The sequence below is a fragment of the Neisseriaceae bacterium CLB008 genome, assembly GCA_041228285.1.
Lineage (GTDB): Bacteria > Pseudomonadota > Gammaproteobacteria > Burkholderiales > Neisseriaceae > JAGNPU01.
Genome location: CP166133.1, coordinates 2,943,272 through 2,958,849 on the forward strand (window position 1 = coordinate 2,943,272; position 15,578 = coordinate 2,958,849).

Consider the following 15,578-nt stretch of genomic DNA (forward strand, 5'->3'; position numbering starts at 1 on the left):
TGCTCCTCAAGGTTATAAATAGCCGCCTAAAGGCACTTGCCCAAACAGCATGGCGCCGGCGTTTTGATAGGTTAAGTCGCCCATAAAGGCATGTTGGGTAATCACATTGGTATCGTTGACGTAGCGGCTTAAGGGGTGGTTACGATAAATACCCGCCATGCCTGACAGCAGCTGAATGTCTCGGCTGACTTTGGCCGCCACGCGGGTGGCGTGGGTAGAAGACAGACGCAGGGCGTTGATCTGCTCTGGGCTCACGGCGTCTCCGGCCAAAACACTGTCCCAGGCAAGGCTCATCGCTTCATAAAACCAACTGCGCGCGGCGCGCCAATCGGCTTCGGCTTGCGCCACGTTAAACTGGGTCAGCGGGCGCTGACCCATACTGGGCCCACCCGTGATGGAGCGGCTATTGGCCGACATCGTCACCAGCTCGTCGATGGCCGCTCGGGCGATGCCTAAAGCCACCACCGACAGCACCTGGGTGGCAAACGACAGCGCTGGATAACGGAAAAAAGGCTCTGGGCGCGTCGATGCCGACCCGCGCACCATGGTCCAATCTTCAGCCACCCACACGTCGTTCACGACCAAGTCATGGCTGCCCGTACCTTTTAAACCAACGGTGTCCCAGGTTTCTTCAATCTCAATTTGCGCCCGTGGCAGCACGGCCATATGCGGTAGGCCTAAGCTGTTGTCGGCTTTAACGGGGCTAATGCCCACGCCCACGATGTCGGCGCTCTTACAGCCACTGGAATACTGCCAGCGACCGCTGACCCGATAGCCTCCTGCTACCGTCACCGCTGGCTGAGGGGGAAAAATACCACCGGCAAACACCACATCAGGGCCTTGGGCATAAATCTGGCTTAACGTGGCTTCGGGCAACACGCCTAAATAGGCGGGGCTCATGCCAAAACTGGCTACCCACCCCGCAGAGCCATCGGCGCAGGAAAGCTGTTCGATGAGCGTACAAAACTGCATCGGCGTCCATTCTTCACCACCAAAACATTTCGGCACCAAAGCACGGTACACGCCAATGTGCTTAAACTGCTCAATCACGTCTGGTGAAATACAGGCCTGAGCATCAAATTCATCGTTCTGCGCGCGACGACGAATATCAATCAATAAGTCAGGTAACTGGCTGGCCTTTGTTGGCAACGCAGTCTGTTCTAATAAGGTATTCATGAGGCGCTCCTCTGAGTTTGAGCCATGGCTTGATGAGGCTTGAGGTTGAGTTGTTCAGCGATACTGCTGGCAATGGCGCACAGGCGCTCGTCTTGCCCTTTGACACCCACCAGCTGCAATCCAACAGGTAGACCATTGGCGCTTAAAAGTGGCAGTGAAATAGCTGGGTGTCCTGATAAATTAAAGGGCCGTACCAAAGCGGTCATGCCCAACAGCGCGGCCAAATCATCGGCATCCGCAACCGCCACGGGCACATCAGGCATGGTTGGCAACGCAATGACATCATATTGCTGTAATAAGGCATCGACGGCGGCACTAAAGCTCACCCTGATCGCTTCGGCTGCGGCCACCGCGGCTACCGTAGTGTGCTGCGCCTTCAATAAGCGTTGCGCCACGTCAATACCCACTAAACCAGAAGCCACCAGGTGACCGCAGCTCTGCCACGCTTCATGGTTAATGATGGTCATACCAGCATCGTAAGCCTCACCCAACTGTTCCAGCGTCACCGGGGTTTGCGGCACATTTAGCCGTGCCAAGGCGTGGGCCACGGCATCGCCCACTTCAGGGCTGGCCGCCACCGTGACAACGGCAACGGTAAAGTGGTGAATCATGGGCAGACCCTGAAAACTAGGGTCAAGTGCAGTCATGGCATTGACCAACATCGGCATGCTGTCGGCCAATGGCCCAATGGCGTCTAGGCTGGTTTGCTCAGGCATAACGCCCTGATGCGCAATGCGGCCAAAAGTGGGCTTCAGTCCATATACGCCACAGCAGCAGGCCGGAATGCGAATAGAGCCACCGGTGTCGGTACCGATGCTGATGTCGGCCAAGCCCGCTGCAACCGCGGCGGCAGAGCCGCTTGATGAGCCTCCTGGAATGAGCTTAGGGAAACGGGGGTTAATGACGGTACCCGTCCAATGGTTGACGCCCGTGGTGCCAAAGGCTAATTCATGCAGATTAACCTTACCGATGATGTGGCAACCCGATTGCAAAAGCTGAGCCACGATGGGGGCATGTACTGTGGCAGCGGGCGCCTGTGCTAAGGCTGGCGAGCTGGCCATGGTGACATGGCCAGCCACGTCAATGGTGTCCTTCAGCATGACCGTCCACAACGGCCCACCCAAATCCAATGACTTTGACATTATATTCATTATTTCTCCTCTGATTCTTAGCCTGCTTATCGGGTTTCAAGCACCGTTTTATTATGTGAATTTTCAACTATTTTTAGTTTGATTATATTTTTGATAAAAGTCAATCAATATAATTGAGATTTATTTTCATGAAGTTAACTTTATGTAATAACAAGATAAAATTATTTAAACATTTAAACCAAAGACAAGGCCCCTTTTTTTATTTACTAGATTATTCATGTAATTTTTATTTATTATTTGCCTATTTTTTCTATTGACTCACACAGTGTGTTTGACTAGAGTGCTGTGAAACAGGTGCTAAAGTCTGTGTCCATGATGAACCATCAAATGATCATAAAAAAACCGCGTCTGAATACCTTATTCAGACGCGGCCATACAAAAGAGAAGACCCTACTCAAGGAGAACACCATGCCCCATCTTCCCCAGCCGTAAGCCTAAGAGCTATACCCCTTTCCCTTTAACGCTCGTGTGCCGTTGTTTGAAAGCAGTGCGCCCAAGCGTTGCGGCAGCCCCTTACTGACCACGACCTCAATGACGCCACATCAGCGTCAGGGGCTCGCTCGTCCATCGAATCACCCATAAACAATAATCTATACCCATCAATAGAGGATTAACCATGAATACCCAATCTTCCCAAACGCCTCCAAGGTCAGCGGTGCCAAACCCTAATCGCCAACGCTATGTCTATGAATGGTATGTTGTGTTTATTTGTATGATTGCTTACATTTTGTCCTTTGTGGATCGCCAAATCATTTCCCTAATGATTGAACCCATCAAGCAAGACTTACAGCTCAGTGACACTCAATTTAGCCTACTCAGTGGCCTTGCTTTCTCACTTTTTTACGCATTTATGGGTGCACCCATCGCCATTTTGGCGGATCGCTATTCTCGGTCTAAAATCATGGCCATTGGCGTGGTGTTCTGGAGCCTAGCCACCGCAGCCTGTGGCTTAAGCAAAAACTTCCTCCACCTCTTTTTAGCCCGCATGGGCGTCGGCGTCGGCGAAGCCGCACTTTCCCCCGCATTTTATTCTATGGCTGCCGATATGTTCCCCAAGGCCAAGTTAGGACGGGCGGTGGCGATTTACTCCACAGGCGCATTTATTGGGGGCGGTGTCGCCTTTCTCATCGGCGGCTACGTCATCAGCCTAATTAAAGATTTAGACAACGTCATGGTGCCCCTTTTAGGCAGCATGCGGCCGTGGCAGGCCACCTTCATCATGGTTGGTTTACCTGGCGTCTTTTTAGCTGTTTTGATGTATTTCACCATTCGTGACCCACAACGCCAAGGGCTGAAAATAGGCGCCCAAGGCCAAGCCATAAAGCCGAGCTTTGGCCGTACATTGGCCTTCATCAACGGCCACCGAAAAACATTTTTTTATCACTTCATAGGCTTTTCATTTTATGCCATGACACTATATAGCCTTTTGGGCTGGTCGCCCGCATTTTACATTCGCCACTTTGGCCTCAGTCCCAGCCAAACTGGCTATTATTTGGGTATCACCCTCTTAGTGGCCAACACCAGTGGCGTATTTTTTAGCGGTTGGTTGATTGATTGGTTTACCAAAAAAGGCCACACCGATGCCGGTTTGAAAGCGGGCTACTTAGGTGGCATTGGCTTACTGCTGCCGGCCATTTTTTTTACTCAAGTCGATAGCCTCGGCCTCTCACTCACCCTCTTGGCCATCGCCATGTTTTTCGCCTCTTTTCCCTTATCCACATCGGCTCAATCCATGCAGGTACTGGCACCCAATCAATTACGCGCACAGGTGTCAGCCCTATTCTTATTGGTATCCAACCTCATCGGGCTTGGCGTAGGCACCACCGTCGTAGCCTTGATTACCGACAATGTCTTTGGTTCACCGCTGCTGGTCGGTCATTCAATCTCCATCGTCAATCTGGTGGCCTCCATATTAACCATTGGCTTACTGATGCAAGGCTGTCGGCATTTTCGCGACAGTATGGCCAAAGAACACGGTACGACTTAATCGCCGCCACGGCAGACAAAAAAACGACCCTATGAGGGTCGTTTTTCAAATCAATCACAATGGCATAGGATGGGTCAAACACAGCTACCTAGCCATCCCAAGCTTCTATCACACTAACCATACCTGCGCGTGGGTCTCGACCCACCCTACACCCTAAAGGAAAGCTCTGTACGAAGGCGCAGCTTTATAACGTGATGACAATTTTGCCAAAGGGTCCACGAGCCAAATGCGCTAGCGCTGCCGGCAGCTGCGCCCAGGTATAAGTGCTGTCAATTACCGGTTTGAGGTGGGTGGCATCAACGGCCTGAACCAAATCGGCTAAGGCGCGACGATGGCCGACGTGGATGCCTTTAATCGTGGGTGATTTGATCAACAGCTGACTCACTGAACCGCGTAGGTCATCGTCGCCCATGGCCCCAATCATGGCGATATAGCCTTCCACCGCCACCACCTTCAGGGCCTGCGCCAGATTGGCGCCGCCCACATTGTTCAACACCTGTTCGACCCCCTGATTGTGGGTTAAAGCCAACACTTCGGCCACCCAATCGCCGTGCCGATCTAAGACATGATCGGCCCCTAGAGCACGCGCACGGGCGCCTTTTTCTGCATCACCCGAGGTAATGAACACTTCGGCGCCATGCGCCTTGGCCAATTGCAGGGCAAACAGCGCCACGCCGCCGGTGCCTTGAATCAAAACCCGATCACCGGCTTTAAGACCCCCTTTTTCAATCAGGGCAAACCAAGCCGTTAAGCCGGCGCAGGTTAAGGTGCTGGCTTCGACGTCGGTTAGGGTGGTGGGCGCAGGCACAAGGCCACTGACGGGTAAGACGATGTATTCAGCCAAAACACCCTGTAGGCCGCCGCCTAGGTCGAGATTAATGCCGCCGCTGGCTAGGCCGGTCAACTTGCCGTCTAGCCAAGACGGTGTAAAGCTAGAAATCACCCGGTCGCCAATCTGATATGGGCTGTCGCCTGAGCCCAGTTTATCCACAACGCCCGCCATGTCTGAGCCCAACACCAGCGGAAACGATGGCCACGTCCAGTCGTTGATCACGGTGAGGTCACGATGGTTGAGCGCCACCGCGGTGACTTTTACCCTGACTTCGCCGGGGCCAGGCTCTGGGATCGGCGCGGCGACCTGAGCTAAATGTTCGAGGCCGTTGTTGGCGAGCCGCCATTGTTGCATCTGCTGTTTCATATTCATGCCTTTACTGTAATGGTCAATAAGGAAACAACAGTGTATCGTTGATCTAGACACGCCAGTGGCGACAATAAAACCATAGATTGAGGACAAAAACGAACCAATGAGCACGCCCATCACGCCTAACCTCGGCGGCATTACCGTCTTTATCGCCGCCGTTGAGGCCGGCAGCTTTGCCCAAGCGGCTGAACGCGTTCATCTGTCGCGCTCGGCGGTGGGCAAAACCATTAGCCGACTCGAAGCCCAACTGAATGCGCGCCTGTTTCACCGCACCACCCGAAGTCTGCGGTTGACCGAGGCAGGCAGCCTCTTTTATGAACATTGTCTACGGGCCGTCGCCGAACTCAATGCGGCACAAGCCTTAATCGATGAAGACCAACAAACGGTTAAAGGCCAGCTGCGGGTGTCAATGCCGGTCCTGTTTGGGCGTCTGTGTGTGGCACCGCTGCTGCTCGACTTAGCCCAACAGCACCCACAGCTGGCGCTGACGCTGTCGTTTAACGATCGCTTCGTTGACCTCAATGCCGATGGCTTTGACCTCGTCATCCGCCATCGCGGCTTTGAGCACAGTGGCCATTTAGTCGCCCGTCACCTAGTCACCTACAGTATGGTGCTGTGCGCCTCGCCCCAGTATTTAAGCCAACACGGCGAACCCAAGACCCTAGATCAGCTCAATCAGCACGAAGCCTTGATGTATCGCCGCGGCAGCCTAAACAGCCCATGGTTTAATGACCTGAGCCGTCCTCAGCCGGCCCGTTTTTATTTTGATGACATTCAAGCCATTGCCGACGCCGCCATCAGCGGCTTAGGCATCGCTTATCTGCCCGACTGGCTGGTCAAAACAGCTTTAGCCAAGGGCCAATTACACGCTATCCCCTTACTCCTGCCGCAGGCCTCGCCAACCGACTTTCAAGTGCACGCCCTGTGGCAGCCGCACCCTCATCTGCCCCTCAAAATCAGAGCCGCTGTTGATCACCTGGTGACACAGCTGCCTACGCAGCTGTTGCGGACATAAAAAAACCCAGCCCGAAGGCTGGGATCAAACCACGAACACAGATGCTACTTCACTTACACTTTTTCCAATCGGGCGGGGATGCCTTGACGCACCACGGCGCCGGTAATCCAATCCAGCCACGGCGATGGTTCATTGCGGGTTGGGTCGACGATGCCTAAGTCGTTCAGGTTCAGACCGCTACCGATGTAGGCATTGCTGGGCAAGGCTTGACCATCAACGTAATGGGTACGGGCGCCCATTTCGGTGTGGCCATAGCCATGCTCAATGGCCAAAACGCCAGGCATCACCCCATCCAACACGTTCACCTCGGCGGCTTTTTTACCGCTAGGGGTCACAATGTTCACCGTGTCGCCATTGTCGACGCCCCACTTAGCCGCATCGACGGCGCTGATGCCAACGATATTGGACGGTTTAATCATGCGTAAGCGCATGACGGATCCGCTGCCGCTACTCATCAGGTGCGATTTAAACGAGGTCAGCTTCAGCGGCCACTCTTGCTGTGGATAATGGCTGCGCATGTCTGAGCCATCGGCAAAACGGGTGGGGTAATAGGTGGGGCAGCCGCTGTATTGCTCGCCACTGATGGCGTGACGCTGCTTACCTACATTTTCATTCCACACCTGCAAGGTACGGTACCACTGCGGGCCCATGCCGTCACCGTTCCACCCTTTTTCGTTCGGCGCAAAGCGACCGCCGCGAGTCAAAACATAGCCCACCCGCAGCTGCTCTTCTGGTTTCAAACAGCGTTGAATCTCGGGCAGCAACCTGTCGACACCGGTCAAATATAGCTCTTCAGCATTGGTTTCGGGCACAGGCTGTTCGCCATCAAAAGCCACGTTGGCGCCTGCGCGCAAGAAGAAGTCGGCGGCGTTGTTCAAGGGATGCAGCTGGCCCTCAACGTCGGCAATCACGTTGTCGCCATAGCCAGGCAGGCTCATTTTTTTGGCCAAGGCAATAATGAAGCTTTCCATAGCCACGGTGTCGCCGCTGGCGGTCACGCCGGTTTTTGGGGTCACAATGGGCCAGCGAGCGGTGCTGCTCTTGGCCGGTACGCCCGCCCATGGGGCCGCCCAGCCCCAGCTTTCAAAGTTATGGGTGTCGGGCACGATGTAGTCGGCTAGAGCGGTGGTTTCGTTAATAAAGGCGTCGACGGCCACGAACAGCGGCAACACTTTAGGGTCTTTTAATTTCTCCACTACGCCATTTTTCAAGCCAGCCATGCCATATACCGGATTGGTCATGTGGCTCACCCACGCTTTAAGCGGGTAAGGATAGCCTTCGGTGGCCGACACCAGCATTTCTGACAGCTGGCCACCGGCAAACGGATACCAAGGCATTTTGGCTGGGTACGGGTTGGTGCCTGCCGCCTGCTTGGCCTTAAATTCACTGGTGGTTTCATAGGCTTTTTTGGCGCGCGACAGCAAGATGCCTTTGGGTTTCACCATGCCGTCAAAGCTGGCTAGGTGGTAGCGGGCGCCGTCAACGCACTCTTTAAACTTACCGCCGCTGACGCCCATGCCGCCTTTATAGTTCATATTGCCGATGAGGACGTTCAGCATCAAGATGGCCCAGGTAGAATAAAACCCGTTGCCGCTCATCATACCGCCGTGAGAGATCACCGCCGCCTTACGGCCATGGCTGGTAAACTTTTTAGCCAAAGCTTCGATGGTGGCCACCGACACACCACACTGTTGGCTGTATTCGGCGAGGCTAAAGCGATTAGCCGATTCGCGCAGCAAGGTCAGGCTAGACTTCACCGCCACACTACTGCCGTCGGCCAGGATCACCGCTTCGTCCACCCACAAAGTGCCTAAGCCGCTGCCTTCGGCCGAGCGGATCGCGCCGCTGACGGCGTCTTTCACCATCGCAGGGCTGTCCAGCGGCTTGCCTTCTTCGTCCATACCTGGCTCGGCGCCGGTCACGTCCTGTAGGCGCAGCATATGGCCATTTTTAGGGTGGTCGGCAGCGCTGATCACCAGATGGGTGGCATTGCTCCAGCTTTTGTCGTTGTGCTCTGCCATGGCCGCTTGGCTAGGCAGGCTCAAGTATTCAGCGTTAAAGCGATTGTGGTCAAAAATCCAGCGGATCATCGCCATCGCCAACGACACGTCGGTGCCGGGCTGAATGGGAATCCACGTATTATTCGGGGTGGCCAAAGTGTTGCTCAACGGTAAATTGGGCGCAATCACCACATAGCTAAAATCATCGCGGCGGCGCGCATTGGTCAACTGACGGCCTTGACGCTTAAACGGGTTGCCCGATTGTGCTGGCGAGGTGCCCATGAACAGGCCAAACTCGAGATGATCCCAGTCTGGTTTGGCATGCTTATTGCTGTCTTGATCGTTCATCAAGGCGCCCGAACCTGAACGGTAGGCCAAACCACAGTAAGAGCCGTGGTTGGCGAAGTTTTTACTGCCGTAGGCGCTTTGCACAAAGCGTTTTAAAAACACCTCGCGGCCTTCTTCACCAGCGCTAGACACCAAGAGCTGGTTGGCCTTTGGCCCAAACTCAGGGTTGGCCGGATCGATTAAGGTGTCTAGGTCGCGAATGGCTTTCAATCCCTCGACGTGGCCTTCGCCAAATAAATCACCGCCGTTGACGACTTCGTCTACCAGCTGCTCAAAGCTGATGCGCTGCCATTTGCCTTCACCGCGCTTACCCACGCGCTTAAGCGGCTCGGTGATGCGGTAAGGGCTGTCTAGACTTTCTAAAATAGCGGCGCCACGCGCACAGGCGGTTGAGCGCTCTTCTAGGCCGGTTTCGCCACCGAGCCGTTGAAAGGCGTCGGCAATCGGGGTTTGATAGCCAAAATGATGGTCGTGCGACAGCGGATGGTAGGGGTTGCCCATGACCCGCAGCACTTTATTATTCGGCTTGTCCACGCGCACCCTCAGGCCACACAGCGTCCAGCAGCCAAAACATTGGGTGTGCGACACCACTTGGTCGCGGGTTTTGTCCCAGCCTGCGGCGCCGATGCGCCCTTCAGGGGTTAAGGCGTTGCCGGTGATGCGGTCTAGGGTTGGCTCGGCAGATGTGCCCTTTACCAGGCCCACCACCATGTCTTTAGCGGTTTTGCTATAGCCTGCGGCAAAGGTTACAGCGCCGCCGGCGGCTAGGCCGCCCTTCAGCAATAAGCGTTTTTTCTTGTCTAAATTAGCCATGTTGCGCACTCCGATTCAATACAGGTAACCAATCTTGGACTAGGGCCCAGATGATGATTAACAGGGTTAACCACAGGCCAAAAGTCGACATAATCCCCAATAGGCCGTCAAAGCCCCAAGGTAAGTCGTAGGGATTAATAAACACGTTATATTTCGGCAGGGTTTGCGACTGCATCAAGATGCCCCAGCGCACGGTCCAGCACAACGACAATGCCGCCAAGGCCATCACGCTACTCAACCACGGCCGTGAGGACACGCGGCCGCTGAGCTGGCCCACGCCATAGCCCAAAAGCAGTACCCAGTAGGCGAAGAGGCTTAGGCCTATGGTCCACCACACCGAACCTTGCTCCGGCAGGCTACGGAAGGCAGCACCAGCAGGGTTATCGCCCAACAACCAGGCCAAAATACAGCCCATCAGCGCCAGTAAGGCGCCCACCTGCAACCAGCTGAGCCAGCGGGTGTCGACGTCTTGCTTGGCCCAGGCAAACCAGGTGTTAATCAACATGGGCACGGTTTGCAGCGCGGTCAAGAACAGCACCCACGGCAGCCAAGGGCTGTGCCACAGCGGCTGCGCTTTCAGCACGTTGACCTCCTTACCGGTATAAAGCAGCACCAACACCGTGCTAATCAACAGTGCCAGCGACACCACGCCTAAATAACGACTCGCTTGGAAACGCCCCCACTGGAGCCAACGCAACCATTTGGGTAGCGCCTTACCCATGCTCATGTGGCGTAAAAGCAGCACAAAATACACCAGCAAAAAGGTCACAAACAGCGGCACAAAAAAGGCCCCGATCGACATCCACGACCAGGGGGTAACGTGGGCATAAAAATGCCAAATCCGCCCTGGTTGATGCACGTCGGCGCTCAGGGCGATCGGCCCCACAATGCCGGTACTGGCGCCAATGGCCAGCGCGATCAATTCGGTTTTTAAGCGTTGGCCACGATAAACCCAGCGGCAAGCAATCGCCACCAAGGCACAGCAGGCGGCCACGCCGATGAAAAAGAAATATTGGACGGCCCACGGCAGCCAGGCAATTTCCTGGGGTTGAGCGATGAGTTCGCGGATCATACGTGTACCTCCTCCCACAACATGGCTTGGCCTTTTACATTGCTCACAAAAGCATCGTCCAAACCTAAATAAAAGACCTGCGGCACCGTGCCCTGTTCGGGCTTGAGTACCTTAATCTGCGCTTGATGCGTCTTGAGCATTTTGCTGATGGTGCTGGTGGGGTCTTTTAAGTCCCCAATGATGCGGGCACCGCCCACGCAAGACTCAACGCAGCCGGGCAGGAGGCCAGCTTCTAGACGATGGGCGCAGAAGTTACACTTATCGGCCGTCCCTGTATCGTGATTGATGAAGCGCGCTTCGTAGGGGCAGGCTTGCACGCAATAAGCGCAGCCCACGCAGCGCTTATTGTCCACCACTACGATGCCGTCTTGACGTTGAAACGTGGCCTGCACGGGACACACCGGAATGCAAGGAGGGTTGTCGCAATGGTTACACAAGCGCGGCAACACCACGTTGGTGGCGCGCCCGGTTTTTGCTTCCACCACTTGGTATTGGCGCACCGTGGTGCGAAACTGTCCTGGCGGCATTTGGTTTTCGACCGAACAGCTGACGGTACAGGCTTGGCAGCCGATGCAGCGACGTAAATCCACCAGCATGCCATAACGCTTGCTGGCATCGCCTTCACGACGGGCTGGCTGATCGCCCATGCCAGCCTCGGCCAAGGGCACCAGCGCTGCGCCGGCGCTCAGCGTGGCCATGTTTTTCAAGAATCCCCGTCTCAGTACGTCCATGCCTTACTCCTCAATCAAACTTGCGTTCAGTCACAATCTACCTTATTTTGTCTTATCCCTAGGTTTATACTATTGTGGTTTTCCACATAGTCAGTAGGGTCTTGATAAAAGGCAAATAAACAATTGAAGATTCTCAGAAAATTAGGCTTATACGCCCAACTCCTGCTGTGCCTAGGCGCCGGCCTACTGCCGCTCTTGGCCGAAGCCAAAACCTGGCATCTGGGCATTTTGGCGCAGCGCGGCTTGGCGCGCACCGAAGCCGACTGGCAACCTTGGTTAGATTGGCTAAACCAGTCCATCCCGGGGGAGCGCTTCGAGCTGGTGCCGCTGGATTTGAAGGGGTTAAAAAGCGCGGTAGAAGAAGGTAAAGTCGATTTGGTATTGAGCAATCAGGCGCAGTTTTTACAGCTGTCGTCGGAACAGCCCGTGCATTGGCTGGTGACGCTGCGCGACCTGCGCCAAATCCACAGCAGCATGCCCAACGAAGGGCGCACCGGCAGCGTGATTTTGGTACGCAAAAGCAGCCCCTACACCACCATAGAATCACTACGCGGCCAGCGCGTGGTGGCGGTAGACGAGCAGGCATTTGGCGGCTTTTTATTGGGCTTCAAGGTCTTCTTGGATCATGGCCTCCGCGCGCACAAAGACTATCAAGTGCGCTTTACTGGGTTCCCCGTCGATCGTACCCTCGAGGCCCTAGGCAGCCGTCAAGCAGATGCGGCGATTGCCCCCGTATGCCTATTGGAAAACATGGCCGCCGAAGGCCAGCTCAACCTCGCCGACTTCCGAGTATTAGGGTCAATGCCCAACCGCATTGGCTGCCTCTCCAGCACGCTGCTGCTGCCCAACTGGGCGCTGGCGGCCATGCCTAACTTTCCCTTAGAACTGTCCAGTAAGCTAACCAGCTTACTCTTAAGCCAATCGCCGCCCGATTTGCCCCAGTGGACGCCGCCGGTGTCGACCATGCTGGCTGAAGACATTTTACGCAGCATCAACCGCCACCCCCATCAGCAGACGTTCTGGCAAAACATGACGTTTTGGGCCCAGCAATACTCCACCGAGCTGGCGCTGTTTGTGGCCTTTTTGGTGCTGGTCTGCTTAAACCACATCTGGATTGGCTATATGGCCCACCGCAAAAGCAAGCAGCTGGAACAGGCCTATCAGCGCATGCGCGAATACGAACAGGTTTTGGCCCATGAAGACCGCATCAGCATCCTCGGCGAAATGGCCTCAGGCTTTGCCCACGAGATCAATCAGCCGCTGTCGGCCATCCGCCACTACGCCGAAGGCAGCGCCTATCGCCTTCAGGCCAGCGATCCAGACAATACAACCCTGCCGATTTTTAACAAAATCATCGATCAAGTACAGCGCTGTACCGACATCATGGACAATTTACGCAGCTGGGCCAAACGCGAAGGCCAACAGCCAGCGGTGGCGGTCAAGGTCGACCAACTGTGCCGACAAACCGTGACCTTCATCCAAATGCAAAATCGGCATAAATCTTGCCAAATCAAAATTCAAGCTGACCCCGACCTCACCGTTCACATGGTGCCCAGCGTGCTAGAACAAGTATTGTGCAATTGCTTACTCAACAGCATTCAAGCACAGGCCAACCACATCACCATTGCCGCCTTTCGGCAGGAAGGTCAGGTCAAAATCACCCTCACCGACAACGGTGACGGGTTTTCCGAAGCTCAGCTGGCGTTTCCATTTGTGCCGTTTCGCACCACCAAAAGCGATGGTCTGGGCCTAGGGCTGGTCATTTGTGAACGCTTGATCTTATCGCAAGGCGGTTCATTCACTTTAGGCAACCGCCTCGATGGTCAAGGCGCAGTGATCACCCTCACCCTCCCACCCGAGCTGTCTTAATGGTATCCTTAGCGCTGATTTTAAGAGAACTGACATGTTAAAAGTACACATCGTTGACGACGACCTATCGGTTCGTGAAGCCTGCCATTTTTTATTAGAAAGCCTAGGCTATGAGCCCACTTGCTGGGCCGATGGCCAAAGTTTTTTAAACGGTGCGCCCTTACACGATCAAGGCGTGGCCATTTTAGACATGCGCATGCCCAATCTGACCGGCAGCCAAGTTCACGAGCAGCTACGCGCGCTCGACAGCACCTTAGCGGTGATTATTTTGACCGGCCACGGTGAAGTCACCATGGCCGTGAATGAATTAAAAGCAGGCGCGGTAGACTTTTTACAAAAGCCCGTGGCCATGGGCCAACTGATGAATGCCATGCAGCACGCAGCGGAACACACCCACAACCGCCACGAAGCGTATCGAATCGGCCAACGCTATGCCTTACTCAGCCCGAAAGAGCAAGGCGTAGCGCAGCTGGTGGCGGCGGGTAAAACCAACCGCATGATTGCCGATGAGCTGTGCGTGTCGGTGCGCACCGTCGAAGTGCAACGCGCCAGCGCCATGGAAAAAATGGGCACCGATACGTTGGCGGCCTTTATTCAAAGCCTGCAAATTTTGGATCAGGAAAAGCCTAACCCAGCCTGATTCAGCCCTCTTAAATACTGCCCTCTTTTTCCACCACCAACACATGCGCCGCCCCTTGTGGATGCGCCACATGTTCACAGCCGACGGCGGCATAAAATACGTCGCCGGCCACCATGTGGGCGATGCGTACCTCCCCCGCCTCACGGTAATGCATGTCGACTGCGCCTTGCAGTACGGCAAACACTTCTTGACCATCGTTTTGGTGCCACACATAGGGCTGATCGGTCCAGTGTAGGCGTACGGTGACGCCGTCCATGGTCGCAATCGGCAAAGCCGCCCAGGCCCGATCGGGCAAAAATTCAGCGGTTTTAATATGGCTCATGCTCGCTCCTTAACGTTTTTAATCGGCAGCAATACCAATGCCCCTGCCCACAGCAAGCCCAGTAAGGCCACTATCAATGCCGGCGTAAGACTGCCCGTCAGTGCGCTCGATGCCGCCGACAGCATCGGCCCCACCAGCTGGCCTACGGCATAGGCCGTGGTTAGTAGCCCGGCCAAGTAGCGGCCATGGTCAGGCGCTAATTCACGCCCATACTGCAAGGCCAATTGCACAATGCTCAAGAACCCGCCACCCACCAGCACCGCAGCCCAAATCAGGCCCCAAATGCTAGGCATCAGTAGCACCGCTAAAATACCCAGAGCCTGTAGCCACAGCACCAAGGTCAAACGTTTGGCCGTGGTCATCCAGCGCCGCGTGAGAATGCCCATCAGCACGCCGCCCACCGACATGGCGCCAAAAATAGGCCATACAAACTGAGTGAACAGACTGTCAGGAAACCGCTGTACCGCCATTTGTGACAAAAAAGTGGCCGGTAAAATATAGCCAAAACCCGCTAATCCATACGCCCACACTAGGCGCTTCAGCGGCACCGTCAATTGCAGCGGCGCCGCCAGCGTATTCGGTCGTTGAAACGCGCCGCGCCGCGGCAGCTGCGACACCACCAATAAGGCCAAAAAAACGGCCGCAAGGCCATACACCCACCAGCCTTGGCTGGCGCTCAAGCCCCAGTGATGAATGCCGATGGCCAATAGCCCACTCAAGGCGATGCCCGTACCCGGCCCGGCAAAGACCGCCGCACTCAAGGCCGGCCTGTGCAGCTGGGCCAGCTGATCGTTACACCAGGCCGACAGCAGCACCATGGCCCAGCCGCTGGCGCAGCCAATGAGAAAGCGCAATAGACTATGCCCCCACGGGCCTGAGGCAAACGCCGACAGCAGCGTCAGCAACACCGCCCCCCATAGGCCCAACCACAGCCGCCACTCCAAACGCCGCTGTGCCCGCATGGCATCAAATGCGCCGACCAAATAGCCTAAATAATTGAACGCGGCCACCACGCCGGCGCTGGTTAAGGTGAGCTGTCCTTCTAACATCATCAAAGGCACCTGTGGCGTGTAGGCAAAGCGGCCAATGCCCATGGCCACCATCAGCGCCACAAAGCCACTGAAGGCTATTTTGATTGGCATGGTTTCTCCTCTATGATTTCTTTTTTATGGTGTTTCTTTTTTATGGTGTTTCTTTTTTATACTGTTGCTTGATGCTTAAAACCACAAAAACCACCCCTGAGCCACAGCGTT

At 55.1% G+C, this 15,578-nt stretch carries 12 protein-coding genes; 4 read left to right on the forward strand and 8 right to left on the reverse strand.

All coding sequences use genetic code 11. The annotated features are described in order from the left end of the window. Positions 1-12 precede the first annotated feature (12 nt). Positions 13-1,176 (reverse strand): acyl-CoA dehydrogenase family protein, encoded by a 1,164-nt coding sequence (locus tag AB8Q18_13635; GenBank protein ID XDZ51198.1) that lies wholly within the window; start codon positions 1,174-1,176, stop codon positions 13-15. Further along, positions 1,173-2,327 (reverse strand): amidase, encoded by a 1,155-nt coding sequence (locus tag AB8Q18_13640; protein XDZ51199.1) that lies wholly within the window; start codon positions 2,325-2,327, stop codon positions 1,173-1,175. Before AB8Q18_13640 ends, AB8Q18_13635 begins: the two co-directional genes overlap by 4 nt. A gap of 616 nt (positions 2,328-2,943) precedes the next feature. On the opposite strand from AB8Q18_13640, the gene AB8Q18_13645 reads away from it, so the two are divergent. Continuing rightward, a complete protein-coding gene (locus tag AB8Q18_13645; protein ID XDZ51200.1) occupies positions 2,944-4,314 on the forward strand; it encodes a spinster family MFS transporter in 1,371 nt (456 codons plus the stop codon). A 184-nt stretch (positions 4,315-4,498) separates the two neighbouring features. Here AB8Q18_13645 and AB8Q18_13650 read toward each other — a convergent pair whose 3' ends face one another. Beyond that, positions 4,499-5,512, reverse strand: coding sequence for an NAD(P)-dependent alcohol dehydrogenase (locus AB8Q18_13650; protein ID XDZ51201.1), 1,014 nt, complete (start codon positions 5,510-5,512; stop codon positions 4,499-4,501). A gap of 106 nt (positions 5,513-5,618) precedes the next feature. On the opposite strand from AB8Q18_13650, the gene AB8Q18_13655 reads away from it, so the two are divergent. Then, entirely contained in the window at positions 5,619-6,530 is a 912-nt protein-coding gene (locus tag AB8Q18_13655) for a LysR family transcriptional regulator (protein ID XDZ51202.1), read from the forward strand. A 53-nt stretch (positions 6,531-6,583) separates the two neighbouring features. On the opposite strand, the gene AB8Q18_13660 is transcribed toward AB8Q18_13655, so the two are convergent. The 3 genes from AB8Q18_13660 to ttrB are packed head-to-tail and all read right to left on the reverse strand — an operon-like array spanning position 6,584 to position 11,494. After that, positions 6,584-9,691, reverse strand: a complete 3,108-nt coding sequence (locus tag AB8Q18_13660; GenBank protein XDZ51203.1) for a tetrathionate reductase subunit A — start codon at positions 9,689-9,691, stop codon at positions 6,584-6,586. Beyond that, positions 9,684-10,763 carry a tetrathionate reductase subunit TtrC gene (gene ttrC / locus AB8Q18_13665; protein ID XDZ51204.1) on the reverse strand — a complete coding sequence of 360 codons (1,080 nt, stop codon included), beginning with the start codon at positions 10,761-10,763 and terminating at the stop codon, positions 9,684-9,686. Before ttrC ends, AB8Q18_13660 begins: the two co-directional genes overlap by 8 nt. Continuing rightward, positions 10,760-11,494, reverse strand: a complete 735-nt coding sequence (gene ttrB / locus AB8Q18_13670) for a tetrathionate reductase subunit TtrB (protein ID XDZ51205.1) — start codon at positions 11,492-11,494, stop codon at positions 10,760-10,762. The genes ttrC and ttrB overlap by 4 nt, the downstream gene beginning before the upstream one ends. A gap of 123 nt (positions 11,495-11,617) precedes the next feature. Here ttrB and AB8Q18_13675 point away from each other — a divergent pair, with 123 nt between their 5' ends. Both AB8Q18_13675 and AB8Q18_13680 read left to right on the forward strand, forming a co-directional pair. Next, positions 11,618-13,363, forward strand: coding sequence for a PhnD/SsuA/transferrin family substrate-binding protein (locus tag AB8Q18_13675; protein ID XDZ51206.1), 1,746 nt, complete (start codon positions 11,618-11,620; stop codon positions 13,361-13,363). A 34-nt stretch (positions 13,364-13,397) separates the two neighbouring features. Continuing rightward, complete coding sequence (locus tag AB8Q18_13680; protein ID XDZ51207.1) at positions 13,398-14,003, forward strand: response regulator; 606 nt, start codon at positions 13,398-13,400, stop codon at positions 14,001-14,003. 10 nt (positions 14,004-14,013) lie between these two features. Here the strand turns inward: AB8Q18_13680 and AB8Q18_13685 are convergent, their stop codons facing one another. Then, positions 14,014-14,325: a cupin gene (locus tag AB8Q18_13685; GenBank protein ID XDZ51208.1), complete on the reverse strand. Its 312-nt coding sequence runs from the start codon at positions 14,323-14,325 to the stop codon at positions 14,014-14,016. Continuing rightward, on the reverse strand, positions 14,322-15,467 hold the full coding sequence (locus AB8Q18_13690; GenBank protein XDZ51209.1) for a YbfB/YjiJ family MFS transporter: 1,146 nt from the start codon (positions 15,465-15,467) through the stop codon (positions 14,322-14,324). Before AB8Q18_13690 ends, AB8Q18_13685 begins: the two co-directional genes overlap by 4 nt. Positions 15,468-15,578 lie beyond the last annotated feature (111 nt).